Annotated in this window: 30 protein-coding genes; 8 read left to right on the forward strand and 22 right to left on the reverse strand. The window is 39.0% G+C overall.

All coding sequences use genetic code 11. The annotated features are described in order from the left end of the window. Positions 1-137 precede the first annotated feature (137 nt). Positions 138-551, reverse strand: coding sequence for a S1 domain-containing post-transcriptional regulator GSP13 (yugI, locus tag ACI48O_RS05900; RefSeq protein ID WP_435560812.1), 414 nt, complete (start codon positions 549-551; stop codon positions 138-140). Positions 552-770: 219 nt separating this feature from the next. On the opposite strand from yugI, the gene ACI48O_RS05905 reads away from it, so the two are divergent. Next, positions 771-1,148 carry a helix-turn-helix domain-containing protein gene (locus ACI48O_RS05905; protein ID WP_435560813.1) on the forward strand — a complete coding sequence of 126 codons (378 nt, stop codon included), beginning with the start codon at positions 771-773 and terminating at the stop codon, positions 1,146-1,148. Between the two features lie 141 nt (positions 1,149-1,289). Here the strand turns inward: ACI48O_RS05905 and ACI48O_RS05910 are convergent, their stop codons facing one another. Both ACI48O_RS05910 and ACI48O_RS05915 read right to left on the reverse strand, forming a co-directional pair. Further along, entirely contained in the window at positions 1,290-2,471 is a 1,182-nt protein-coding gene (locus ACI48O_RS05910; RefSeq protein WP_435560814.1) for an aminotransferase, read from the reverse strand. Then, positions 2,471-2,971, reverse strand: a complete 501-nt coding sequence (locus tag ACI48O_RS05915; protein ID WP_435560815.1) for an Lrp/AsnC family transcriptional regulator — start codon at positions 2,969-2,971, stop codon at positions 2,471-2,473. The genes ACI48O_RS05910 and ACI48O_RS05915 overlap by 1 nt, the downstream gene beginning before the upstream one ends. A 210-nt stretch (positions 2,972-3,181) precedes the next feature. Here ACI48O_RS05915 and ACI48O_RS05920 point away from each other — a divergent pair, with 210 nt between their 5' ends. After that, on the forward strand, positions 3,182-4,351 hold the full coding sequence (locus tag ACI48O_RS05920; RefSeq protein WP_435560816.1) for a MalY/PatB family protein: 1,170 nt from the start codon (positions 3,182-3,184) through the stop codon (positions 4,349-4,351). Between the two features lie 219 nt (positions 4,352-4,570). On the opposite strand, the gene ACI48O_RS05925 is transcribed toward ACI48O_RS05920, so the two are convergent. The 3 genes from ACI48O_RS05925 to ACI48O_RS05935 form a co-directional block, all read right to left on the reverse strand. Continuing rightward, positions 4,571-5,083: a superoxide dismutase family protein gene (locus ACI48O_RS05925; protein WP_435560817.1), complete on the reverse strand. Its 513-nt coding sequence runs from the start codon at positions 5,081-5,083 to the stop codon at positions 4,571-4,573. A gap of 319 nt (positions 5,084-5,402) precedes the next feature. Then, complete coding sequence (locus ACI48O_RS05930) at positions 5,403-5,603, reverse strand: hypothetical protein (protein WP_435560818.1); 201 nt, start codon at positions 5,601-5,603, stop codon at positions 5,403-5,405. 90 nt (positions 5,604-5,693) lie between these two features. Continuing rightward, positions 5,694-6,407, reverse strand: a complete 714-nt coding sequence (locus ACI48O_RS05935) for a peptidylprolyl isomerase (RefSeq protein WP_435560819.1) — start codon at positions 6,405-6,407, stop codon at positions 5,694-5,696. An 89-nt stretch (positions 6,408-6,496) separates the two neighbouring features. Here ACI48O_RS05935 and kapB point away from each other — a divergent pair, with 89 nt between their 5' ends. Continuing rightward, a complete protein-coding gene (gene kapB / locus ACI48O_RS05940) occupies positions 6,497-6,877 on the forward strand; it encodes a kinase-associated lipoprotein KapB (RefSeq protein WP_435560820.1) in 381 nt (126 codons plus the stop codon). 44 nt (positions 6,878-6,921) lie between these two features. On the opposite strand, the gene kapD is transcribed toward kapB, so the two are convergent. From kapD to ACI48O_RS05965, 5 genes are all read right to left on the reverse strand, one after another. Beyond that, positions 6,922-7,542: a 3'-5' exonuclease KapD gene (gene kapD / locus ACI48O_RS05945; RefSeq protein ID WP_435560821.1), complete on the reverse strand. Its 621-nt coding sequence runs from the start codon at positions 7,540-7,542 to the stop codon at positions 6,922-6,924. Between the two features lie 327 nt (positions 7,543-7,869). Beyond that, entirely contained in the window at positions 7,870-8,256 is a 387-nt protein-coding gene (locus ACI48O_RS05950; RefSeq protein ID WP_435560822.1) for a PaaI family thioesterase, read from the reverse strand. A gap of 37 nt (positions 8,257-8,293) precedes the next feature. After that, entirely contained in the window at positions 8,294-8,917 is a 624-nt protein-coding gene (locus ACI48O_RS05955) for a DedA family protein (RefSeq protein WP_435560823.1), read from the reverse strand. Between the two features lie 210 nt (positions 8,918-9,127). Continuing rightward, the gene (locus ACI48O_RS05960; protein WP_435560824.1) at positions 9,128-9,325 is read right to left on the reverse strand and encodes a hypothetical protein; all 198 of its coding nucleotides are present in this window, start codon (positions 9,323-9,325) and stop codon (positions 9,128-9,130) included. A gap of 116 nt (positions 9,326-9,441) precedes the next feature. Continuing rightward, entirely contained in the window at positions 9,442-10,947 is a 1,506-nt protein-coding gene (locus ACI48O_RS05965) for a leucyl aminopeptidase (protein WP_435560825.1), read from the reverse strand. Between the two features lie 209 nt (positions 10,948-11,156). Here ACI48O_RS05965 and ACI48O_RS05970 point away from each other — a divergent pair, with 209 nt between their 5' ends. Then, the gene (locus ACI48O_RS05970) at positions 11,157-11,630 is read left to right on the forward strand and encodes a divergent PAP2 family protein (protein WP_435560826.1); all 474 of its coding nucleotides are present in this window, start codon (positions 11,157-11,159) and stop codon (positions 11,628-11,630) included. A 79-nt stretch (positions 11,631-11,709) separates the two neighbouring features. Here the strand turns inward: ACI48O_RS05970 and ACI48O_RS05975 are convergent, their stop codons facing one another. From ACI48O_RS05975 to ACI48O_RS05985, 3 genes are all read right to left on the reverse strand, one after another. Next, positions 11,710-12,258 (reverse strand): 3D domain-containing protein, encoded by a 549-nt coding sequence (locus tag ACI48O_RS05975; protein ID WP_435560827.1) that lies wholly within the window; start codon positions 12,256-12,258, stop codon positions 11,710-11,712. 382 nt (positions 12,259-12,640) lie between these two features. Further along, positions 12,641-12,964 carry a YuiB family protein gene (locus ACI48O_RS05980; protein WP_435560828.1) on the reverse strand — a complete coding sequence of 108 codons (324 nt, stop codon included), beginning with the start codon at positions 12,962-12,964 and terminating at the stop codon, positions 12,641-12,643. 166 nt (positions 12,965-13,130) lie between these two features. Continuing rightward, on the reverse strand, positions 13,131-14,354 hold the full coding sequence (locus ACI48O_RS05985) for an NAD(P)/FAD-dependent oxidoreductase (protein WP_435560829.1): 1,224 nt from the start codon (positions 14,352-14,354) through the stop codon (positions 13,131-13,133). Between the two features lie 344 nt (positions 14,355-14,698). On the opposite strand from ACI48O_RS05985, the gene ACI48O_RS05990 reads away from it, so the two are divergent. Further along, positions 14,699-15,694 carry an NAD(P)/FAD-dependent oxidoreductase gene (locus ACI48O_RS05990; RefSeq protein ID WP_435560830.1) on the forward strand — a complete coding sequence of 332 codons (996 nt, stop codon included), beginning with the start codon at positions 14,699-14,701 and terminating at the stop codon, positions 15,692-15,694. Positions 15,695-15,753: 59 nt separating this feature from the next. On the opposite strand, the gene ACI48O_RS05995 is transcribed toward ACI48O_RS05990, so the two are convergent. Continuing rightward, positions 15,754-16,116: a HesB/IscA family protein gene (locus ACI48O_RS05995; RefSeq protein WP_435560831.1), complete on the reverse strand. Its 363-nt coding sequence runs from the start codon at positions 16,114-16,116 to the stop codon at positions 15,754-15,756. 87 nt (positions 16,117-16,203) lie between these two features. After that, entirely contained in the window at positions 16,204-16,443 is a 240-nt protein-coding gene (locus ACI48O_RS06000) for a YuzB family protein (RefSeq protein WP_435560832.1), read from the reverse strand. Positions 16,444-16,775: 332 nt separating this feature from the next. On the opposite strand from ACI48O_RS06000, the gene ACI48O_RS06005 reads away from it, so the two are divergent. Further along, complete coding sequence (locus tag ACI48O_RS06005) at positions 16,776-17,843, forward strand: NAD(P)/FAD-dependent oxidoreductase (RefSeq protein ID WP_435560833.1); 1,068 nt, start codon at positions 16,776-16,778, stop codon at positions 17,841-17,843. A gap of 25 nt (positions 17,844-17,868) precedes the next feature. On the opposite strand, the gene ACI48O_RS06010 is transcribed toward ACI48O_RS06005, so the two are convergent. Beyond that, a complete protein-coding gene (locus tag ACI48O_RS06010; RefSeq protein WP_435560834.1) occupies positions 17,869-18,201 on the reverse strand; it encodes a YuzD family protein in 333 nt (110 codons plus the stop codon). Between the two features lie 137 nt (positions 18,202-18,338). Here ACI48O_RS06010 and ACI48O_RS06015 point away from each other — a divergent pair, with 137 nt between their 5' ends. Then, a complete protein-coding gene (locus ACI48O_RS06015) occupies positions 18,339-18,575 on the forward strand; it encodes a NifU family protein (RefSeq protein WP_147535307.1) in 237 nt (78 codons plus the stop codon). Positions 18,576-18,680: 105 nt separating this feature from the next. Here the strand turns inward: ACI48O_RS06015 and thrB are convergent, their stop codons facing one another. The 5 genes from thrB to yutH all read right to left on the reverse strand — a co-directional run bounded on the left by thrB (position 18,681) and on the right by yutH (position 24,249). Next, positions 18,681-19,601, reverse strand: a complete 921-nt coding sequence (gene thrB / locus ACI48O_RS06020; protein ID WP_435560835.1) for a homoserine kinase — start codon at positions 19,599-19,601, stop codon at positions 18,681-18,683. After that, positions 19,598-20,659, reverse strand: a complete 1,062-nt coding sequence (gene thrC, locus ACI48O_RS06025) for a threonine synthase (RefSeq protein WP_435560836.1) — start codon at positions 20,657-20,659, stop codon at positions 19,598-19,600. Before thrC ends, thrB begins: the two co-directional genes overlap by 4 nt. Continuing rightward, positions 20,659-21,954 carry a homoserine dehydrogenase gene (locus ACI48O_RS06030; RefSeq protein WP_435560837.1) on the reverse strand — a complete coding sequence of 432 codons (1,296 nt, stop codon included), beginning with the start codon at positions 21,952-21,954 and terminating at the stop codon, positions 20,659-20,661. Before ACI48O_RS06030 ends, thrC begins: the two co-directional genes overlap by 1 nt. Positions 21,955-22,157: 203 nt before the next feature. Continuing rightward, positions 22,158-23,147, reverse strand: coding sequence for a 2-hydroxyacid dehydrogenase (locus ACI48O_RS06035; protein ID WP_435560838.1), 990 nt, complete (start codon positions 23,145-23,147; stop codon positions 22,158-22,160). An 82-nt stretch (positions 23,148-23,229) separates the two neighbouring features. Then, positions 23,230-24,249: a spore coat putative kinase YutH gene (gene yutH / locus ACI48O_RS06040; RefSeq protein WP_435560839.1), complete on the reverse strand. Its 1,020-nt coding sequence runs from the start codon at positions 24,247-24,249 to the stop codon at positions 23,230-23,232. A 191-nt stretch (positions 24,250-24,440) separates the two neighbouring features. On the opposite strand from yutH, the gene ACI48O_RS06045 reads away from it, so the two are divergent. Further along, on the forward strand, positions 24,441-24,941 hold the full coding sequence (locus tag ACI48O_RS06045; protein ID WP_435560840.1) for a phosphatidylglycerophosphatase A family protein: 501 nt from the start codon (positions 24,441-24,443) through the stop codon (positions 24,939-24,941). The last annotated feature ends 35 nt before the right edge of the window (positions 24,942-24,976 follow it).

Consider the following 24,976-nt stretch of genomic DNA (forward strand, 5'->3'; position numbering starts at 1 on the left):
CCGCTTTTTTCTTTAAAGTTTAATCCAACCGCGACACAAATAATTCTTTTTCAATTATAAAAGAGCCAACCCTCTTTCTAAGTTATTGATGCTTTCTTTAACTTAGAAGAAAATTGACTCTTATCCGTTCTCATTATTTATTTCTTAATTAAATCTTCGCGTTGTGACTGATCGATCCATTCTTGAAGCTTCTCTTTAAGAGTGTTAAAACCTTGTGTTAGTTCACCCTCACTCGGAAACGGAATAACTTGAACAGGACGCTTTTTTTGTTTTTTCGGTTTTCCAGCCTCTTCTTGAGGCTCCGGGGCATCTGTGGTTGCCCGAAGAGACAAACCGATTTTTCCAGATTCCTTGTCAATTGAAAGAACCTTAACGTTAACCTGGTCACCTACTTTAATATGATCATTAATATTTTTTACATATCCGTGCGTTACCTCAGAAATATGGACGAGTCCTTGAGTATTTTCGTCTAGGGCTACAAAAGCACCGTAAGGCTGAATTCCAGTTACCTTTCCCGAAATGATGCTGCCTACTTGAATAGTTTCTGACATAGAAACACTCCTAAATATATTTATTATTTATCCCAATTATACGCAATATAAAATTATAGCATAGTAGTAATAAGGAATCAAAAAGACTAGATTTGGCTTTTGGAAAATATTGCTTTGATTTTTTTAAATAGTTAAAATATTTAACCAAATGTTCACGCTTGCGGACACTGTTACCATGTTACAATGAAACAAATGATGTACCAAAGAGGTGACATTGTTATGGGAACCATTGGACAGAACATTAAACTTTGCAGAGAGCGACAAAATATGTCTCAGCAGGAATTGGCTCGAAGAATTCGTGTGGGTACAAGAACTGTTGAAAAATTTGAAACAGACCTACAAAAACCTGATACACAAACCATTTTAAACATCTCGACCGTTCTGGATACTCCTGCTTCAGAATTACTTGAACAAGAATACCAGTCACATTATTCAACTTTTGATCGTGAAACCGAAAATTTATTGAATGAAATTGGTACAAAAAAAGCGAAATTATTTTTAACCAGAATTAAAGATTTGAATGAGAAAGATCTACTGTCCGTTATCGCTATGTTAGATAAATTGAATCATAATAACGAAAATAGTCATTTAATGTGAAAATCGTGAATAAAAAAGAGGAAAACTGGAAATCCTTGTTTTATAAGGCTTTCTAGTATTCCCCCCCTTTTTTTAATGGACATATTCAGCAGAGTATGTCCATTTTTTTTGAAAAAAATTAATCCTGTGAATGTTAGGACATCATTCAGCTGTTTTTTCTATTTTTGAAAGGAACCGTTTGATTCTCACCACAGCTTCTTGAAGCTGCTCCATTGATGTAGCATAAGAACACCGGATATGTCCTTCGCCGCTTTCACCAAATACATTGCCCGGAACAACTGCTACTTTTTCTTCAAGAAGAAGTCTTTCCGCAAATTCCTCAGAGGTCAGCCCAGTACTTTCAATCGATGGAAATGCATAAAAAGCACCTCCTGGCATGTGGCAGGTTAAGCCCATCTCGTTAAATGACTGGACGATATAATTGCGGCGACGACGATAGCTTTTTCTCATGTCAGCTACATCGGACTCGCCAGATTTCAAAGCTTCAATTGCTGCATATTGAGCCATTGTAGGAGCACACATCATCGCATATTGATGAATCTTTAAGATTGCTTGAGCAATTTCTTCTGGTGCACAAACAAATCCCAGTCTCCATCCCGTCATGGCAAAGCCTTTTGAAAAACCGGAAATGAGAATCGTCCGCTCCCACATATTTTGGATAGCCGCAACGCTCGTATATTGCTCGTCATAAACAAGCTCAGCATAAATTTCATCTGTAATGACCAGTAAATCATGCTTTTCAGCGAAGCGAGCAATTTCCAATAAATCTTCCCGACTTAACATCGTTCCAGTCGGATTGTTTGGTGAACAGATAAATAAGGCCTTCGTTTTATAAGAAACAACACTCTCAAGCTGAGAGGCTTGAATTTTAAAATCATTTTCCTTTAATGCCTGGACCTGAATGGCTTTTCCACCTGCCAGTTCAACAAGAGGCACATAGGAAACGAAGCATGGTTCCACAACGATCACTTCGTCACCAGGATCCAAAATAGCTCGTAACGAAATATCGATCGCTTGGCTAGCTCCAACGGTTACAATGATTTCTGATTTAGGATTATACCGAACTTGAAAGTGATTAGCCATATACTTTGAAATAAGCTGTCTAAGTTCAAGTAATCCAGCATTGGCCGTATAGGAGGTGTAGCCTTGCTCAAGTGAGAGAATGGCAGCTTCCCTTACAGACCATGATGTAACAAAGTCAGGCTCCCCAACCCCAAGGGATACGACACCCTCAATCCCCGCGGCTAAATCAAAAAAGCGGCGGATACCGGAGGGTTTCATATTTTCAACAGATTTTGCAAGATAAGTATTGGTCTTTTTCATTACGGTGACACCACAATCCGTTTATCATCATCGGTTTGCTCAAAAATGGTTCCGTCATGCTTATACTTTTTCAAGATAAAATGCGTCGTTGTGGATAAAACTGAATCTAATGTAGATAATTTTTGAGAAACAAACCGGGCAACTTCATTCATTGACTTCCCTTCAATAATGACCGATAAATCATATGCACCAGACATTAAGTACAGAGATTTAACTTCCTTAAAGCGGTAGATTCTCTCGGCAATTTCATCAAAGCCTACACCGCGCTTCGGTGTTACCTTAACATCGATCATCGCCGTTACACCTTCATGATCGTCCACCTTAGACCAATCAACGATCGATGTGTGACGAACAAGAATTTTTAAGTCTTGAAGCTTGTGCATCATTTGTTCAGCTTCTTCTATCTCTACTCCGACCATTTTTGAAAGATCCTGAGTGGAAATACGGGCATCCTTTTCCAGAATTTCAAGCACCTCGAGCTCTTTTTCAGAAAGCTGCATGAAACTCCCTCCTTAAATTAAAATGAAATCGATTTGATGTCTTTAGATTTGTAAGTTCATTTTTTAATTTTACCAAAATTACACGCAAGATGTGTGAATAAAATATCTGTTGGTAAAAATAAAATGAATTTCCCATAGTTCCTTTTCGATATTTTCTATAAGTTATCTTATTATTAACCTATGCAGGAAAAAAATAGAGGTGGTGTTCAAGTGACAGCTGCAGAATTTCACAAATTATTTGACAGGAAAAATACAGCATCTGTGAAATGGGAAGCGACGGAAAAAATCTTTGGTGAAAAGGATCTGCTGCCGATGTGGGTAGCCGATATGGATTTTAAACCTCCAGTAGAAGTTACCGATGCAATTAAAAATCGAGTCGACCATGGAATTTACGGCTATACCTTTATTCCTCCGTCGACAGACGAAGCCGTTCAATTATGGATGGACAAACGCCATAACTGGAAAATCGATCGATCCTGGATTCAATATTCCCACGGAGTTGTTCCGGCGATCAGCATCGTCATCCAAGCTTTAACTGAGCCTGGAGATAAAGTTATGCTTCAATCGCCAGTATACAGTCCTTTCTTTGACATGATTGAAAAAAACGGAAGAATCGTTGTCAATGCCCCTTTACAATTAGAAAATGAACACTATAGTATCAATTTTGATACCTTTGAAGAAAACTTAAAGCAAGGAGTAAAGCTTTTTTTACTGTGCAATCCCCACAACCCAGGTGGAAGAGTATGGAAGCAGGAAGAGTTACTGAAAATGGGCGAGCTTTGCTTAAAATATAACTGTTTGATTTTATCAGATGAAATCCATTCAGATTTAGTTTTTAAACCTGGCGTTCATATTCCGATAGCGTCCTTGTCCAATGATCTTGAAAATCAAGTTATCACTTGTGTAGCCCCAACGAAAACCTTTAATATTGCCGGGCTTCAGGCAAGTGCCTTAATAACTGCAAACGGAAAGCTAAGAGCAAAAATTAAAAAAATTCAGATTCAGCAAGGCGCATTCTCGCTCAATATTTTTGGGATCGTCGCAATGGAGGCAGCTTACCGTTACGGTGACAAATGGCTGAGCGAACTGTTAGACTACCTATCCAACAATATTAGGATTGCGAAACAATTTATTGAAGAAAACATTCCCAATATAACTCTTATAGAGCCAGAAGGGACTTACTTGCTGTGGCTCGATTGTAGGAAGTTAGGCCTTTCTGATCAGGAATTAAAAGAGAGATTGCTTCAAAAAGGAAAAATTGCGCTTGAACCTGGAACAAAATATGGCCCGGGCGGAGAAGGCTTTGTTCGAATGAACATTGCCTGTCCCGAAGAAACAATGCGAGAAGGCTTAATGCGCTTGAAATTAGCGGTACAATAGGCTGAGTTAAATTTTGTTATTGTTTTTAAACAAGATGTTGATTGGAGCGGAAGGCGCGAGACTCCTGCGGGAGAAGCGAATCACGGGAGACCCCGGAGACGCGAAAGCGTCGAGGAGGCTCCCGGATCGCCCGCGGAAAGGGAGCGCCTGGAGCGGAAATCAACATCTAATTTGTCAGAGCCAAAAATAATCCAGCCCTTCCTTTGGACTGGATTATTTTTATTCCTTTGAAATTTTCCCGCAAGCAATTCTCTCGCCTGAATCACCTTCCGGCTGAGTCATACCATCATCTTTATCTTCATGAATAACGATTGAAGTTCCATCTTTTGTAAACAGCGAATTTTTCCCTTGTTGAAGAGTAACCTGACTAGCAATGAATTCAGCCTTCACATTGCCGTTATATTTAACGATCAAGTTAGGTAAATCCCCTGCATGGGCTCCTTTTGGATGGAGCAGCCCATGTTCTTTTTCTTCCGGATTAAAGTGATCTCCTGCTGTTTTAAAGTCCGGTGCCTTACACTCACCTTTATTATGAATATGGATCGCATGTTCCCCAGGCGTTAAACCTTTCAAATTTATTGTCATCTTTACCCCACGTGCTTGCTCCTGAAGTTTAATCGTACCAATTGACTTGCCATCACTGCTCTTCATTTCTACATCAAGTTTAGTGGGATTTTCATCGGCACATGCGGATAGGAACAGCACCGAAATAAGCAAAAAAAGCTTCCTCATTTTCATGACCTCCCAAAAAGGGTTTCGCCCTAAGTATCCCCATAACAATCAAGTGTATCCATAAAAAAAGAGAAAAAAGAACAAAAGCGTAAGCGTCCGGGTAGCTCACGACAGGACTGGAGCACATCGACTGAGATAAAGGAAACACGAAGAGCGAAGCGATTCGATGTTGACTTATTGTAGGGAGGTGGGCGAAGTCCACTAGGAGGTGGGCGAAGTCCACTAGGAGCTGGGCGCTGGAGCTGGACGAGTCTAACTGTGCAATAGTTATCCACAGCATTTAATCTATAGTTTCCTAAAACATAAAAAGGACAGCCGATTAGCTATCCCTTGTCATATTGTCAATTCTTTGTTCTAGTTCTTTTGCTACTTTTTCCTGGCGTTTTGATACTTTAATAATAAATCGCATTGTAAAGGCTGCTGCAATTAAAAAAATCATACAAGAAATAGCAGCCGGAATGTATTCAGATTTATCCTCCGGAAAGTACAAAAATAAGCCCAACACAAATTCATTCATCATGATTTTCCCCCCTCACCCGCAAGCAGGTTTCCCATGATCTATTATAACAGGGCCTATTCCATTAAGGTCAACCAAAACGGTTTGAGGAAATTACTCTTTTACTACAATATTCTTTATCAAAACATCTTCAACCGGCTTATCATTTGCACCTGTGGCCGTATTGGCGATTTTGTCGACAACATCCATGCCCTCAATGACTTGTCCAAATACAGTATGTTTTTGATCGAGCCAAGGAGTCCCACCGTTTTCATATGCTTTTGCAATTTGTTCCGGATAATTATTTTGTTCGATATAATCTTTTGTTTGTGAATCTAAAGAAGCGTTCTGAACAATGAAAAACTGACTCCCATTTGTATTCGGACCAGAGTTTGCCATTGACAGTGCCCCGCGAAGGTTGAAAAGGCTATCGGAAAATTCATCCTCGAATTTCGCCCCATAAATGCTTTCGCCACCCCGGCCATTACCTAGCGGATCGCCACCTTGGATCATAAAATCTTTAATGACTCGATGAAAAATTAATCCGTTATAATACCCGTTTTTACTATGAGTGACAAAATTTTCAACAGTCTTAGGAGCATATTCAGGAAATAATTTTATTTTAATTATTCCCATTGTTGTTTCCATTTCCACTAGTATCTCATTTTCATTTACTTCATTCGTTAACTGAGGATAATCACGCACTTCTTCTTGAACCTGTTCGTTGTTTCCATCATTTTTATCTTCTTTCGAGTTGTCATTCCCTGTCCCACAAGCTGACAAAAATACCATTACGGTTGCGAGAATCGCTAATATTCGAATTTTCATACATTCACCCTCTGAAATTCTTGATTTATTTTCCTTATTATAACCATAATGATTAGGGAAGCTCAATCTATTGCAAGGAGGAATTAGTGATGAGTGAATTACAAATTGGCGATCACGTAACCGCTATTTATAAAACGGGTAAATATATTGGGGAAATTACCGATGTCCGTCCGCAGCATTATTTAGTTCGCGTCTTAGCCGTAGCCAAACACCCGATGCAGGGTGACTTACATAATCCAAAGGATGCAAATGTTGATTTTTTTCATCAGCGCCGAGCACTCGCTTTTCGGGAACAAGCGAATATTCCAAAGCAAATGGTCAAAGCGTACAATGAAACGATTCCTGATTATCTAAATTCATTGCAGAGTGCTGTAGAAAAAATGAAACAAGAATTAACTGAACAAAACACACCATGGTCAGAACGAAGCCTTGACCTTTTGGCTGATTTAGAAAAGGATTATTTTAAATAAGATAGCAAATTAAAAGCCAAATCAATTTTGTTTGATTTGGCTTTTTACGCAAATTCATTTAGTAATTTTGAAAAATCAACCCGATCGCCAATTGTTGGAGGCTTAGGTTTTTCTAAATATTTTTTATCCTTTTCAACTAATTTAAAAATATTAAATGTGGTCATGGCATCATCTAAAGCACGATGGTGTTTGCCTGTTCCTTCTTTCCCGTATTCTTGAACTGCTTTCCATAGGCCTGTTTGATTCTGATCACCAAAAAATCGCTTATATTCCATTGATAAGTCTATTTCTTTAGCTGTAAAAGGAAATGCCAGATCATTCCGCTGGCAGTTATGGCGAAGCACCCTCATATCCATGTTGCCCCACGTAATAATGGTTGTTGGATAATTGTGGTTTAAATCGGCCATTTTTTTGACTAAGTCTCGAAAGGAAATTCCTTGATCCACCTGTCCTTGAGTAATATGGAGGAAAGATTTACAACGTTCACTTAATATAGGAAAGCGGACAGGAGTAACAAATGAGGAAAACTGTTCTTTAATTTGTTCTTCTACAACTGAAACGATTCCAGCCTCAATGATTTCCGGGTAAAACCCCTTAAACCTTTCACTTTTTTCAGGCATAGTAAATTCAAAATCAATAAATAAATATTGATGGCTCTCCCTCATTAATTCACCTGCTTTCTTTTTGCCTATAATATCAATCTAAAACATTTTAAATTTATTATAACATGAACCTAGTTAATTTTTTAAATTTTTCTTCAATAGTGACAAAGGGTAAAAGAAAAGCGGAAGCGCCCGGGTAGCGCACGACAGGACTGGAGCACATCGACTGAGATAAAGGAAACACGAAGAGCGTAAGCGATTCGATGTTGACTTATCGTAGGGAGATGGGCGAAGTCCACTAGGCGCTGGGGCTAGACACTCATCTAACTTGTATACTTTCTTTACATTTAAAAGAAAAAATACCACCATTAGTTTTTATGGCGGTATTTCCTATTTCTTTAGTTTAATAATCGCGATGGTACACCGTGAAATACAAATAATCTGGTTTAGCTCGTCCGTTATTTTCACATCCCATACCATTGTTGTTTTCCCTTTATGTAGTAACGTCCCTACAGCCGTGACAACGCCCTCTTTTTTTCCCTTAATATGGTTTGCATTGATTTCGAGCCCAACAACTGCTTCCGTTTCTTTATCAACTAATTCATAAGCACCCAGACTTGCCACTGTCTCTGCTAAGGCAACAGAAGCACCGCCATGCAAAAAACCCATAGGCTGCCTAGTTCGGTCATCCACCGGCATCGTTGCCGTGACGGCCCCGTTTCCTATTTCAGTAATTTCAATCCCAAGCGCCCCTATTAAAGTATTACTTAAATCCATTCCAAGCGGCCCCTTCCCTTATCTTGTTGTAACCAGTCTATAAATTGGGCCCGTGGCCTTTAATAGTCTCCATTTTTTTAATTCGTTTTCGATGGATCAACTTAAATATAATCACAAAAATGACCACTGTCGCCAACCCGAATAGAAACTCATTTCCAAACACTAAAATCGTTTTGATATTTCCATTAAACCAATAACCAATTGAAAAAACAATGGATAGCCATACTAAAGCCCCGCCATATGAAAAAATCATAAAAGATCTAAATGAATATTTACTAACACCATACAAAAACGGCACAAAATTACGGAAGCCCGGCAGAAAATAGCTAAGCGAGAGGGAAAAAGCATGATATCGTTCAATTAATCTAAAGGATGAATCAATTTTTCTTGAGAACCTTTTTCGCTTTTCAAAAAAATGCAAGAAAGGCCGTCCAACAAATCTCCCTAAACTATAGCAAGTAGTTAACGCTGCAACAATACCACTGTAAGTCACGATAAACGTCGCAACGGGATGCAGCACCTTTTCATAAGAAAGAAAGCCAATCGACATCACAATGACCTCATTCGGAACGGGAATACCGAATATTCCTAGCCACAACCAAAAGAACAAGCCAATGTATCCATAATCTTTAATGATTTCTAATATAAAATCCGTTTCCATGGTATTTCCTCCCTTTTCGTGCTCATTGCCTGAGCCGGAGGTATTAAGAAAAGCGGAAGTGGCTTACGGGGTACTAGCACACTTTTTGTTTACAGTGATGTAAATACTTCTAAATCTATTTTCAGTTATTTCCTTTAAAAAAACAAGAAACAAATCTTGATAGCAGCTCACAGGGAATCAAATTCCCCATAAGCCAGCCTTTTATTTTCATTAATAATACGGATAATATGGTGGATAATAGTAAGGATACGGTGGGTAATAGTAAGGATATGGTCTTGGATATAATAGAGCACTACCAAGCAGACCTCCTAAAACACCCCCAACGAATGGTCCACCAAAAAACCTGCCATAGCCATATGGTCTAAAGGGTCTTCTCCCATAAGGGAAAAAAACTCTTGAATCATTCATTCTGCTTACCTCCCTTTCTTTCTGTTCTTCCATACACTATTTAATATGCAGGAGGACAACAAAAGGAATGGGCGATTAACCATGGTTTCCAATTGGGACAAACATAACGTCATCATTTATTTTATCGGTTCAAATCGTTCGACCAATAAAGCGAGCGTCCTCGTCATGGCACCCGTTGCCCCGGAAGGTCCAAGATCATGTTCATTCTTCGTCACCGCTGTGCCTGCGATATCGAGATGGACCCAAGGTGTACCCTCAGCAAATTCTCCTACAAAAGCACCACCCATTATCGCATGACCTTCACGCCCAGGCGAGTTATTTAAATCGGCAATTTTACTGCTGCGGATTCTTTCAATATCCTTTGGAAAAATCGGCAGCCTCCAAATGGGTTCACCTGCTTCAACCGAAGCTTCCAATACCTGCTCAAAGAAACTCTCGTTATTCGTTAAAGCACCCGTAGTATCGTTCCCAAGCGCGATGATTACTCCTCCTGTTAGTGTAGCAACATCAACAAGGTAGTTTGCTCCATGATATTTTGCATATGTAACTGCATCGGCCAATACGAGACGCCCCTCCGCATCGGTGTTCAACACTTCAATTGTTTTTCCACTCATCGATGTGATTACATCATCCGGTTTAAGCGCCGCCCCGCTAATCATATTATCCGTTGACGGTATAACAGCGACAACATTTTGTTCAGGTCTTAATTCACCGATAATTTCCATTGCACCCAGGACCGCTGCTGCACCGCCCATATCCGTTTTCATCCCAACGATTCCATCCTTCGTTTTAATGGAGTATCCGCCTGTATCAAAGGTAATGCCTTTGCCCACTAGTCCAAGCACATCCGTCCATTGCTCTTTCCCCTGATATTTCAGAACTATCATTTTTGGAGGCTCTGTTGACCCTTGATTGACAGCAAGCAAGGCTCCCATTCCCAGCTTTTCCATAGCTTCTTTGTCTAGAATTTCTACTTCAAACTTATATTTCGCTGCCAGTTCTTGTGCAAATTCAGCCATTTCCGTTGCTGTCAACATATTTCCTGGTATATTGACTAATGTCCGAGCTGAGTTAGTTCCCTTGCCATAAATGGCCCCAACCGTTAAAGCAGCTAGGATCTCCTCGGCATCATTTTCATCAGAATATATCGTAATCAATTTGATTTTTTTCTCAGGTTCATTTGATTTTTGCTTATACCCTTCAAATTGATAAGTGGATAAACAAAAAGCTTCGCCTGCCGCATGGGCCACATCAAGAATATCGAGCTGCCCTCCGATAAAGGAGTCAAGTCCCAATGCTACATCCGCTGGTTTTAATTTTTGAACCTTTTTAAATGCGCGCCCGAATACTTCACGAAGTAATTCAAAGGTTAATTCTCTTTCCTTGCCCAGTCCTACAAATACAAGTTTTTTAGTTTTTAATTTCCCAAGAGTATGAACGACCGTAACCGTTTTTTTCTTCGCTGAGATATCATTATTTTTAAACAACTCCGTTAGCTGGCCGTCTAGAAACCCATCCAGTTCTGCTAATAATCCAGCAAATTTTGTCGTCCTCTCAAATACCCCTATGAACAAAACTTCATGATAATTGGTTGATTCCCATTTTGACTTTACCTGAAACATGTCAACACCTCCGAATCCTTATAAAAACATTATATAGAAATGCTTTGAATTAAAAAAATAAAACAAGGCAAATTTTTGCATTTAAAAACAAAGCGAAACATACCATTCACAGTTCAAAAAATGGCATAAAATTGAAATTTAAAGGATAATAAGTAGTATAGACAGTCGATAAAATATTTTTAAATTTTAATCGAAAAAGGGGTCTAGCCATGGAGATGTTAACGAATTTCCCATTTTGGTCTGCTATTGCTGCCATCTTTTTTGCCCAGTTTGTCAAAGTCCCCATACAATTTATAGCTACTAGACATTGGGATTGGTCCTTGTTAACCAGCACAGGAGGTATGCCTAGCTCTCATTCAGCTGCAGTAACAGCGCTAACAACAGGAGTTGCCTTAGAAGCTGGGATGGATTCACCTGTCTTTGCCGTTTCGGCAATGTTTGCCATTATTACAATGTTTGATGCAACTGGGGTACGGAGACAGGCCGGAGAGCAGGCCATCGTATTAAATCAGCTTGTTGCCGATTTTAACAAAATTATTAAAGAAGCAAAACATTGGCCTGAAAAACCAGAACAGGAAAAGCGGAAAGAACTAAAAGAATTATTAGGTCATAAGCCGATCGAAGTATTTTTTGGCGGATTAACAGGGGTTGCTTTAACCTTACTATTGTATTTAGCAATATGACACCGTTCCAATTAATTCAAAATAGAAGAATAGTGAATACATAGAAAATGGCGGATACAGAGGTGTACCCGCCATTTTTTCATTTTTGTTCTGTTCGATTGAATTGTTGACGAAAAACTTGCATCGCTTCATTTTCATTTAGCTCTGTCAACCTATTCTCGGTTAAAGTACCATTGCCCATCTCAATAATATAAACATCTAAAGTGCGCTTGCCCCATTCATTATACACTTCATCAACAGTATCGTAATATAAATCCACTTCATTCCCATTTATCGCGCCACCCTTGTCGGCTACAACACCGTAACCATACCCAGGGATAAATAATATTGTCCCAATTGGAAATACATTTAAATCTGCTGCAACGGTAGAAAATAAATCTCGCTTCACTTTTACACCAGAATAGGTAATTCCAAATTCCGGATGCCCGGGATTTTTCCCAGTCGATTCGTATCCAGCGGTATATCCGGTTGCCACCACGGTTTTTTTCGGATACTTTGACCAATCAATGGACTCTTCTAATGATCGTTGACTAGCTGATGAATGAATGATTGAAGGGAACTTTCCAACTTCGATGCCGGAAATAGACAGGTATGTCGAGAATAACGCTGCAAAAAACAAACAAGACATTAAAAAACGCCTCGTCACCTTTTTTAGTTGAATGATCATATAACTGCTCAATCCTCCCAATCCTAATCATCCCCACCTTCAAGGAAAATATTCATGAGAAAATTAAAATTCAACTAAAGTTCGTTTTAGTTTAGTAAAAATAATGTGTTAATACTTATAGTTGATTGGAGCGTAAGGCGCTTGACTCCTGCGGGAGCAGCGGGACAGGTGAGACCCCGCAGGAGCGTAAGCGACGAGGAGGCTCACCTCCCGCCCCGCGCAAAGCAAGCGCCTGGAGCGGAAATCAACCTCCAATTTTTACAACACTTTTAATACCACACAAAGAGGGTGCCCCAAAAGTTTATACTTTTGTGACACCCTCAAATCAGTGTTTCTATTAATCTTAAAACATAGCATATCCTTTTTTGCGTAAAAGTTTAATGGTTACACCTGCTAAAACCGCACCAAGTAAACCACTGCTCAATATCAACATGTCTGCTGCTGCCAATCTGCTAAGAAGGTGACCAAGCTCAACAAACGACTCCCTGCTATTTTGGAAATATTCAATAAATCTCACTTTATCAATAATAAAAACAGCAATTAATGGGTAAACAACCGCCATTACCCATGTCATTCTTAAGAGCATATTAAGCAAAAAGCCAATGCCGAAAAATAAAACAAAAAATAGAAGCATCGAAATAATTAGCGTGACAATTGTAAGTTCCATCTAACTCCCCCCCTACACATCATATAAAAGTGTACTGAACTTATGGAAGGTAGTCAATGCAAACGCTTTTTTTCGACCCCATTTTTCGACTTTTTCCAACTTTCTTTTTTTCATCAATAAACAGCCGTATCTGCTCTAATGCAGTGCCGGCTGTTTTGTTTACTAACTATAATACGTTGAATTTTCCTTTTTTCATAACAAGTGAAGCCCCGCCAATCAGCAATAATGCACGGTTATCAACCATTTTTTTCATGAAGGAAGCTTTAGCCCCGACCATTTTCTTACCAAATACTAATCCGATGGCATCATCATGACCAAGTGAGCAAACAGATCCCTTAATATCTGGTTTAAATGCTTCGAGCTCTGCCTTGCCTCTAATTAATGCAGCCAAGTTTCGTGCACAACATTCACCTTGTTGCATGGCAATTTGCGCAGTTGGAGGATATGGGCGATTTATTTCTTCATTAATCATTAACGAACTGTCTCCGATAACGAAGATATCTTCGCTTCCAGGAGCTCTTAAGTCTGGTTGAACCTTGACACGTCCGCGCATAGCTTCAATCCCTGACTTTTCAATGATTGAGTTACCTCTGACACCAGCTGCCCAAACAACTGTACCAGCTTTAATTTCTTCAACCTCGTTTTCACCTTTTGCCACAATAATACCTTCAGGTGTGCATTCTTTAATTGCTGTACCGATTTTAAATTCAACACCCTTTTTCTCTAATTGTGCGACAGCATAGCTTACCAACTCGGGATCAAATCCAGGAAGAACCATTGGAGCCGCTTCTACGCAAATAAGTTTCACTTTATTTGGATCTACGTCATATTCACGGCATAATTCAGGGATGCGATTCCCCATTTCACCTAAAAACTCGATACCGGTAAATCCTGCACCACCAACAACGATTGTTAAACGGTCTTCTTTTTTATCTTCTTCATTTTGATAAGTCGCAAATTGAAGTTCAATATGCTCTTTGATTTGTCTAGCTGCATTCACATTGACAATCGCAAATGCATATTCTTTTAATCCCTTAATTCCGAATGTTTCCGATTCGCCACCAACTGCTATTACAAGATAATCATAATCTAGCTCACCGTTCTCTAGAATTACCTTTTTCTCAGCAGCTTTAATTTCAACTGCAGTATCTTGGACAAATTCAACTTTATTGCGTTCAATGACACTGCTGATTGGATAACGAACTCGATCATGATGAAGCGTTCCAGCAGATGCCTCATGAAGCCAGGTTGTTTCGTAGTGATAATCGTTTTTGTTTACTAGGGTGATATCTGCTTCGTTCACCCCAATCATCTTTTGTAATTTCGTTACCGTCATCAGGCCCCCATAACCCGCACCTAACACTACTATTTTCGGCTTTTTCAAAGTCATCACTTCCACCTTTTCCGTAAAATTTTCAGTGAATTGCACCCTTTTTCCATACTTACACTGCTTTTTCGTCTATATTTTTTTATATGCTAGAGAAGTTTGTGAGGTATTTCACTTTCATCGACAAAAAAATGTTCCAAAATCGTCACAAAAAATTAACATAATTTCAACATTATAATATTCTTTTTTAAAAATTTTTTCAAGCAGCAAAAACAGTTTTTTAATATTAGAATATTCTAAAGGTACAACGACTTCATTTTATCTTACTCATCATTTCTTAGGTTTTTTCATAAAATATGGTATTATGTAAAGGATACATTTTACACATCCTTTTAGGGGGTTATCGAGTGAAAGAAGATCAGCAAGTATATGACATTACCATAATTGGTGGGGGACCAATTGGATTATTCACTGCATTCTATGGCGGAATGAGACAAGCCAGCGTGAAAATCATTGAAAGTTTACCACAACTCGGCGGTCAATTAGCTGCACTTTATCCGGAAAAGTACATATATGATGTTGCTGGTTTTCCAAAGGTAAGAGCACAAGAATTGATTAACAACCTTAAAGAGCAAATGGCTAAGTTCAATCCAACGGTTGCATTAGAACAAGCAGTAGAAAAAGTTGAAAAGCAAGATGATGGAATATTTAAATTAACCACTGATAAAGAGGTTCATTATACGAAGACAGTCATTATTACTGCTGGTAACGGAGCCTTCCAACCACGTCGCTTGGAATTAGACAGTGCCGTGCAATATGAATCAAAGAATCTTCATTATTTTATCGATGATCTTAACCAATTTGCCGGTAAAAAAGTCGTTGTGTTTGGCGGTGGCGACTCTGCAGTGGACTGGACATTAATGCTTGAACCAATTGCTGAGAAAGTAACGATCGTCCATCGTCGCGACAAGTTTAGGGCACATGAGCATAGTGTCGAAAATCTTCAAAACTCAAAAGCCGACATTAAAACTCCATTCGTTCCTGCTGATTTAATTGGCGATGAGAATGGAATTAACCAGGTTGTGATTAAAAATGTAAATGATGAACAGCTAGAAACAATTGACGTCGATGCTGTCATCGTCAATTACGGTTTCGTCTCTTCTTTGGGTCCAATTAAAGAATGGGGCTTAGAAATCGAAAAGAACTCGATTGTTGTTAATTCGAGAATGGAGACAAATATTGAAGGCATTTATGCCGCTGGAGATATTTGTACGTATGATGGAAAAGTAAAACTTATCGCATGTGGATTTGGAGAAGCGCCTGTTGCCGTAAATATTGCAAAACATTTCATTGATCCAAAGGCAAAAGTACAACCGCTCCACAGTTCATCTATGTTTAAATAGAAAAGCGCAAGCGCTATTATGAAAAAGGCAAAGTGATGTCAGATCACTTTGCCTTTTTATTAGCATTCTTCAGGAGTACCAGTATTAGTGGCAGTGCGGAACGAAGAACCACAGCCGCATGATGCAATCGCATTTGGATTATCAATCGTAAAGCCGCCGCCCATCATCGATTCCTTATAATCAATTACTGTTCCTTTAAGGATTGGTTCGCTTTCTTTATCAACAAGTACGGTTATGCCGTGCTGTTCCATTTGAATATCATCATCTTTTAATTCGTGATCAAAGCCCATTCCATAGGACAAACCGCTACAGCCGCCGCCCTTTACGGCCACTCGTAAAAATGCACCGACCTCATCGCCTTGCTTCATCATTTCTTTAATTTGAAATGCCGCTGCTTCGGTAATTGTTATGACTTGCTGCATCCCTATCCCACCTTTCTTGGAACATTTTTATTAATAGTATATACACTAAGAATAAATGACTCAACTAATACGTTTACCCATTTTTTCTTAAAACATTGGATTTTCATCTAAATATTGATAGATATTTTCGACGAGTTCTTCTGAAGTTGATCCTTTGACTATTTCTCCGTTCACCACCGCAAAAAGTGATGTTTCACAAATGCCGCAGTAACTCATACATCCATACTCGATCGTATCTAAATTCGGGTCCATTTTTAGAACCTCGAAAGCCTTTTGGGATCCATTTACTAAATTGCCTATACAAAATTCGATAATTGGCTTAATCATGTCCCTCACCTCTCTCTACTAACTGTATATCCTACTTTAATTTACAAAAATCGTCAATAAACACATTTCGAAAGTTATTGCTAAGTTTTCTTAGGTAAAATGTTGAGATTTTGTGACAACTTCGATATACTGTTAAGTGTTTACAAATGTCGAATTTTACTATTTTTCCTGTAATAACATTTATTGATTATTCTCCATCTACTTATGTAGATGGTGTAAATACATGCCAAGAATCAACATAATAAGACAAAGTGTTTGGCTAGATTTTAATAGTAGATAGAGAAAAGCAGTTGCAAAACTGTAGAAAAACGGGGAAAAAGGGGAAAGTATGTATGAAAAATCTTGTTATTCTTGGTGGCGGTTATGGCGGGATGAGGATATTGCAACGCTTGTTACCTAACCAGTTACCGGATGATGTCTCGATAACACTGGTTGACAGGGTGCCATATCATTGTTTGAAGACTGAATTTTATGCTTTAGCTGCAGGTACAATTTCCGATCAACATGTTCGTGTGCCTTTTCCTTCCCATCCTAGAATAGAGCTAAAATATGGAGAAATTAACGCGATTGATCTCGAACAAAAGCAAATTTCCTTTGAAGGGCAAGAACCAATCATTTATGATGACTTAATTATTGGACTTGGCTGTGAGGATAAATACCACCAAGTGCCTGGTGCTGATCAATTTACTTTCAGCATTCAAACGATTGAAAAAGCACGGAACACATATCAAGCACTAAACAACCTCTCACCTGGGTCAGTTGTTGCCATCGTTGGGGCCGGTCTAAGCGGAGTAGAATTGGCTAGTGAATTGAATGAAAGCCGGAAAGATTTAAAAATAAAATTATTTGATCGAGGGAACTTTATTTTATCCGCTTTTCCGGAAAAATTAAGTACGTATGTTGAAAACTGGTTTGACACAAACGGTGTTGATATCATTAACAATGCAAATATTACTAGAGTTGAAGAAAACGTACTTTATAATCACGATGTACCAATGGATTTTGATGCAATTGTTTGGACAGCAGGAATTCAGCCAGTTAAAGTAGTCCGCGACCTTAATGTCGAAAAAGACAATCAAGGAAGAGTCGTATTAACACCACATCATAATATTCCTGGAAACGAAAATGTTTACGTACTTGGAGATTGCGCCAGCCTTCCATATGCCCCAAGTGCGCAGCTGGCAGAAGGACAAGCAGAACAAATTGTGCAAGTCTTGGTAAAGCGTTGGAATGGAGAAGAACCTCCACAATCATTCCAGCCGATTAAACTTAAAGGTGTACTTGGTTCTTTAGGAAAAAAACATGGTTTCGGTCTTTTAGCTGACCGTCCAATCACTGGAAGAGTTGCCCGGCTGTTAAAGTCAGGGATTCTATGGGTTTACAAATATCATAATGGATAAACAATGTAGCAGGGATTTCTCCCTGCTATTTGTTTGTTTCTGAGTATCCATACTTCGCCATCTCGGCAAATATGACTTTCAACCTAGGGTTTCCTTCCGCAATCACCTTACCCTCGATCACCACTACCGGATAAAATAACTCTTCTTTAATAATTTTTTCCGAAAATTGCTGTTTTAACGAGTCACTTGGAGGATTAAATATATCAACATAAGTTAATGTAAATGGTTGGCTAGGAAACTTTCTGCTGATAGCAGCTTCTAACCAGTCACACGTTTCCTTTGAAGAAGGTAGAGATACACAGCTGGGACAAACCTGTTCTGCTCCATACACGAATATTTCTAACTGTTTCAGTTCCATTTTCCTCCGCTCCTTTTCCGTTTTCTATATATTAACATTCTAATATTATTCACCTTTTAATGTTAGTTTTAAGGATTGGGGAATAGATTTTTATGGTTGATGTGATTATAATAAGATTAAAGAAAGGAGTAGATTGAATGTCAGAACAAGATATGTTAACACAAGTACAAGAAGTATTAGATAAATTACGTCCATTTTTATTACGCGATGGCGGAGACTGTGAACTTGTGGATGTTGAAGATGGCGTTGTTAAATTACGACTTCTTGGAGCATGTGGAAGCTGCCCAAGTTCAACGATCACACTTAAGGCTGGTATTGAACGAGCTTTATTAGAAGAAGTTCCAGGCGTTGTTGAAGTAGAACAAGTATTTTAATTAAAATGCTAAACAAAATATGGGCCTGATTCCTTATCAATTTGGAATCAGGCCCTTTGTTTTTAACGTTTTTTATTGATATAAATTGTTTTTAACGGCGATTTGCTAAAGTTTCTCACAAGTCTCCAACAAACAAGCAGTACTGCCTGCTTGGTCGATCTCAAGTTGAAGCACATCCATCTCAGGAAGCTCCTCACATAAAGCAGCCTTTAGGTCGGCTCCCTTCCCCGTTTCTGCGAAACAAAGAATGGACGGACCAGCTCCACTTAAGGAAACACCAAATGCACCATTCTTTGCAGCAATGTCTTCAATAATCGCAAAATGAGGCACCAGCTGTCTTCGATAAGGCTGATGATAGCGGTCAGCCTTCATCATTTTACCAGCAAGTTTAAAATCCCCAGAAAGCAAGGATGAAACAAGTAAATTAGCAACCGCTCCCGCTTTAACTGCTTCTGCAAAAGACACCTGCTCCGGTAATACATTTCGGGAAGCCTTAGTTAGTAATTCTTCTTTTGGAATAACCACAACAAGATCGAAACAAAGATCCGTGAAAACAGCTTTATTTACCTCTTCTTCTGTTTGATAGCCAATAAATAATCCACCAAAGATTGAGGCACCGACATTATCTGGGTGTCCCTCCATGTTGGCGGCAATTGCTAGCTTTTCATCCCGGGACAGCTTTAAGTCACAGATACAATCAGCCAATTCAATTCCTGCTACAATAGCCGACGCACTTGAACCCAGGCCTCTAGCAAGCGGTATATCACTAGACACCTTTAAACTACAAGGAGGCATTATTTTATCAAATAAGGATGCTGTTTTAATGGCAGTTTTACAAATGAAATTTGTTTCATCAGTCGGGAAGGTTTCTAATTCCTTAGTTTGCGGAATCACTTCCCATGCATCGCTTTTTTCTGCAAGAATGGTTAAGTATACATTTACAGCTAAGCCGATGGAATCAAATCCCGGTCCAAGATTTGCTGAACTGCCCGGAACTTTTATAACAAACATCCCGTCCTCACTCATTGATGGACAACTCCCTTAATATAATCCGCTACTGCTTTTTGATCATTTGGTAATGATACTGGCTTTATTGGGCTTGCTTCAATTGCTGTATCAGGATCTTTTAAGCCATTTCCAGTCAGGATCGCCACAACGGTTGATCCAGCAGGAATTTCACCTTGTTTTACTTTCTTAAAAACCCCAGCAATAGAAGCTGCAGAACCCGGCTCTGCAAATACACCCTCTTTTGAGGCAATTGCACGATAGGCAGCAAGGATTTCTTCATCTGTTACCTCATCAATGATACCATTTGATTCCTTGGCTGCGTTAACAGCTAAATCCCAGCTTGCAGGGTTTCCGATTCGGATTGCCGTTGCGATTGTTTCTGGGTTTTCAAAGACACGGTTGTGAACAATTGCCGCTGCACCTGCTGCTTCAAAACCAAACATCTTAGGCAGCTTATGGCCTTTTTTCTCGCTGTATTCTTTAAAGCCCTTCCAGTAAGCACTGATATTTCCAGCATTCCCAACAGGAATAGCCAAAATGTCAGGAGCTGCCCCCAGTTGATCACATACTTCAAACGCACCTGTTTTTTGTCCCTCAAGACGATACGGATTAACAGAGTTTACTAGTGCAACTGGTTCAGTTTCACTAATTTTACGAACCATTGCTAGGGCTTGGTCAAAATTCCCTTCGATTGAGACGATTTCTGCACCATACATGACTGCTTGCGCAAGTTTACCTAATGCAATCTTTCCTTCAGGAATTACGACGATACATTTCATTCCAGCCCGTGTTGCATAAGCAGCAGCTGCGGCTGATGTATTACCGGTTGAAGCACAAATAACAGTGTCAGCGCCATCTTCCTTCGCTTTTGCCACCGCAAATACCATACCACGGTCCTTAAACGAACCAGTTGGGTTAGCTCCTTCCGTTTTAACATATAAATTAATGCCTAACTCCTCGGAAATCTTCTCTAGCTTGATAAGCGGTGTATTTCCTTCATTTAGAGTTAACATCGGAGTTTTTTCCGTTACCGGTAAATATTCCTTATACTCCTCAATTAAACCTTTCCATCTCATTATCTTTCGCCTCTTTCCACGCGATATGAACTTTTAATTTCTTTTACCGAATGTAATTCATTTAATTCGACTAGAATTTCTTCATAGTCTTTTAAACTTGCATGATGTGTAACCAAGACAATTTCAGCCAATTCTTTCCGTTTTAACGGCATTTGTAATATCTTCTCAAAGCTTACTTTATGTTTAGAAAAAATGCCAGTGATATCCGCAAAAACACCTACTTCATCATAAACGTGAAGGCGCAAGAAATATTTCGAGAAAATTTCATCCGGGCTCTTCAGTTTTTTCGGGTATTGAGGAGTTACGGCACTTCTGCCATTAACACCAAGCCGCATGTTTTTGATGACACCAACAAGATCGGAAACAACCGATGTTGCTGTCGGCAGGCTGCCTGCACCAGGCCCATAGAACATTGTTTCACCGACTGCTTCACCAAAAACATAAACTGCGTTGTATTCGTCATTAACCGAAGCGAGAGGATGTGTATCAGGCAACAGGGTTGGCTGAACACTGACATCAACTTTTTCCTCATCACGACGGGCAATGCCTAGCAACTTCATTGTGTAGCCTAATTGTTTCGCATATTTTAAATCATCTTCAGTGATTTGAGTAATACCAGTGACCTTTACATCATCTAATTCAACCTTCATTGAAAACCCTAAGGTTGCCAGAATCGTCATTTTACGGGCTGCATCCAAGCCTTCCACGTCAGAGGTTGGGTCAGCCTCAGCATAGCCCAATTCCTGTGCTTCCTTAAGGACCTCTTGATATGCCGCACCTTGCTTTGTCATTTTTGTTAAAATGAAGTTGGTTGTCCCATTCACAATCCCCATCATTTTCGTAATTCGATCGGAAGCAAGGCCATCAACTAAACTTCGTAAAATTGGAATTCCACCGGCCACACTTGCTTCGTAAAATAAATCACATCCATTTTCAGAAGCAGCCGTATGTAACTCTGTTCCATAAACTGCCATTAAATCCTTATTCGCTGTTACAACATGCTTTTTGTTCTTCAAAGCTTTTAGCAAGTATTCTCTTGTATTGTCGACTCCACCCATAACTTCGATGACAACATCGATATCGGGGTCATTTAAAACTTCATCTTCATTTGTCGTCAATAGTTCCGGCGAGATTTCAACCGCTCTTTGCTTATCTAAACTCTTAACAAGGATTTTTTTTAGCTTAACAGGGCAACCAATTTGATGCATTAATTTATCTTGATGGTTCTCAATAATGGTGACTACACCTGAACCAACCGTACCTAGACCCAACATCCCCACTGAGATAGCTTTCATTTCCGATTACCTCCCGCCCTTTTGTGCTTTTACAATGAACAGTTGTATTCATATAAAAGACATTATATTTCTAGTTTTCAGATTTTACAATAGTTTTTTCCCCCCTTTTTCGGATTAACCGCTTACATTTACAAAGAAAATATTTCTGATCCTTTGGTATGAAAAAAACCCGTGAAAAATGCTTCACAGGTTTCGATGCACAATTAATGTGATAATTGTAATTTCCATTCTTTGTTGACTAATGTTTTAGGATTTCTACCTGTTAATACCCTATCAATGTTTTCTAAACACAATTCCATCATGGTAGTACGAGTCTCAACACTTGAACTACCTATATGGGGAAGTGCGACAACATTTGTAAGCTTCAGAAGTGGATGATCTGCAGCGATCGGTTCTTTCGTAAATACATCTAACCCGGCTGCGGCGATTTCCTTTTCAACGAGCGCATCATAAAGTGCAGCTTCATCAACGACTGGCCCTCTTGAGGCATTAATAAATACGGCAGATTTCTTCATTTTTTGAAAAACTTCACGAGTAAACAAGTTTTTTGTTTCTTCCGTTAAAGGTGTTAAACATACGATAAAGTCAGATCGTTCTACTAACTCTTCAAATGGAACGTATTGAGCTCCAATCGTCTTTTCCACTTCGGGCTTTCGAGAACGATTATGATATAAAATTTCCATATCAAATCCTGTTGCACGCTTCGCAACCGTTTCACCAATTTTCCCCATACCAACAATCCCAATTGTTTTATGGTGGATATCATGGCCAGCCAGTAGTAAAGGACTCCAACTCTTCCAATTACCTTCCTTTACTAATTCAGCTGCTTCGATTAACCGTCGAGCGGTAGCCATAAGTAAAGCAAAAGTTAAATCAGCTGTTGTATCGGTCAATACATCCGGTGTATTGCATATGGCAATCCCATGCTTAGTTGCAGCATGTGTATCAATATTGTCATAGCCAACAGCAAGATTCGCAATCACTTTTAGAGATGGACCTGCAGTGATGACTTCCTCATCTATCAAATCCGATAGCATGGTAAGAAGAGCATCCGCTTTTTTTGCTTCCTCAAGTAAAATTTCACGGGGAACCGGAATATCCTCCTTTTCCCACATGTTTATTTCAAAATGCTCCTTGAATTTTACAATAACATTTTCAGGAAGCTTTCTTGTAATAAATATATACGGCCTCATATTCTACCCCATCCCTAAATATAATAATTACTATTTTAATATACTACAAGAAAGGGCATACATGAAGGAATTTGCTTAATTTTCATGCTCTTTTCAGCCATTCAAGCTCGGGAATACTTAATTTTCGAACCGGAACTTCTGCTAGAGAAAAAAATTTGGCCAAGAACTGTTCATACTCACCGGAATGACTTAACAATTTTTGCATTTTTTCCTCTAACATACGCTTAGTTTGCTCAGAGTTTGTGACATAATACTCCTCAACACACTCGAAATAATGAAGCGGGAACAACAGTCTGGCATAAAGAAGGCGCCAAGAAAAGGGGGATAGCTTTGTTTTACTTTGATAATCGATGTAAAACTGTTTTAACTCCGGTTCATATGTTTGGGTGTTGTAAAAATAACGTTCCCTCGTCCATTCAGCTATATCTCTGCTGCCATGATCAAGAACCCATTCAAATGGATTCTTAAAGACCTTTTCTTCTCCCCACGTCGTTGCCGAGAACCTCTCATGGCAGATTGTACCATGATCTACCATGGTAGGTGCCTCATCCAATTCAGTATCTACCAAATATTGAATCGCATTTTCAGCCAATCCCATGTAGTAGGGAAAGGATTCCAAAAACATTTTTTCAAATTCATTTTCCGGTTGTTGAAATAATTTTCCTTTCCAAACATTTTCCATTTGGTCTAATCTTTTTTCCCAAATTTTTTTCCATTGTCCTAACCTGCTTACTTTCTCTATCGGAACGGATAAAATTCTACCACGCTGATGAAATTTAGCTAACTTTCTTCCTAATCTAACTGATGAGGTCGTTTTTTCCCTTTTATAGGTGAGCACACACGCCTTATCATTTTCCCATTGGCTAATTAATTCTCCCGTTTTCGTTTGAACTAATAATGGAACTGTTCGATCACCAGTACTAAATAAGTGGGCTGCAATCATCTGTAACTCCGCTATTTCCTCTGGACTTTGTACAATAGGGCGAATAAGAAAATATAATTGGTCACCCATTATACCAGCAGAATAATCTCCAATTCTCATCACTTCATCCGATTTTATTCCATAATGTGTTTCAAGCCATTGTTGAATCAAACTTTTCACATCCCTTTTTAGGCTTTTCCATTGTATGTATATGTTTTTTTTGCTTAAAACTTGTTTGTGACTTATCATTAAGAGTATGAATAAGCTATCCTCACTGGGAAATGATTTAAATGATGCTTGGTTGACAGGAGCATATTTCCTTACGAAAACGTATATATATATAGGAAAAATAAAGAAGAAAAGGTGAGCACATGGAGGAAGAAAAAATCGTAAAAATGTCAGAAAAAACTGCTCTTAAATGGTTGAATGAAAGAGGAGTTGAAATACAAGATATTGCAAATTTAGTCTATTACCTCCAAGAAAAATACCACCCAAATTTAGACATGAAGGAATGCGTCCATAATGTGGAACGTGTTCTAGCTAAACGAGAGGTACAAAATGCTATATTAACCGGAATCCAGCTTGATGTTTTAGCGGAAAAAGGATTATTAGAAAAGCCTTTACAAACAATGATCGAAACCGATGAAGGTCTCTATGGTGTCGATGAGATCCTTGCCTTTTCGATTGTCAATGTTTATGGATCAATAGGCTTTACGAACTACGGTTATATTGATAAGCAAAAACCGGGGATATTAAAGGACTTAAATGATAAATCATCAGGTAAATGTCATACCTTTTTAGACGATCTTGTCGGGGCAATTGCCGCGGCTGCCTCAAGCAGACTTGCCCATCGCGCCGCCAATGTAGATTAACGAACAGTCGCGGAAAGCGAGCACCTGGAGCGCAA

It is taken from the genome of Neobacillus terrisolis (genome assembly GCF_051233475.1).
Classification (GTDB): Bacteria; Bacillota; Bacilli; order Bacillales; family Cytobacillaceae; genus Bacillus_BU.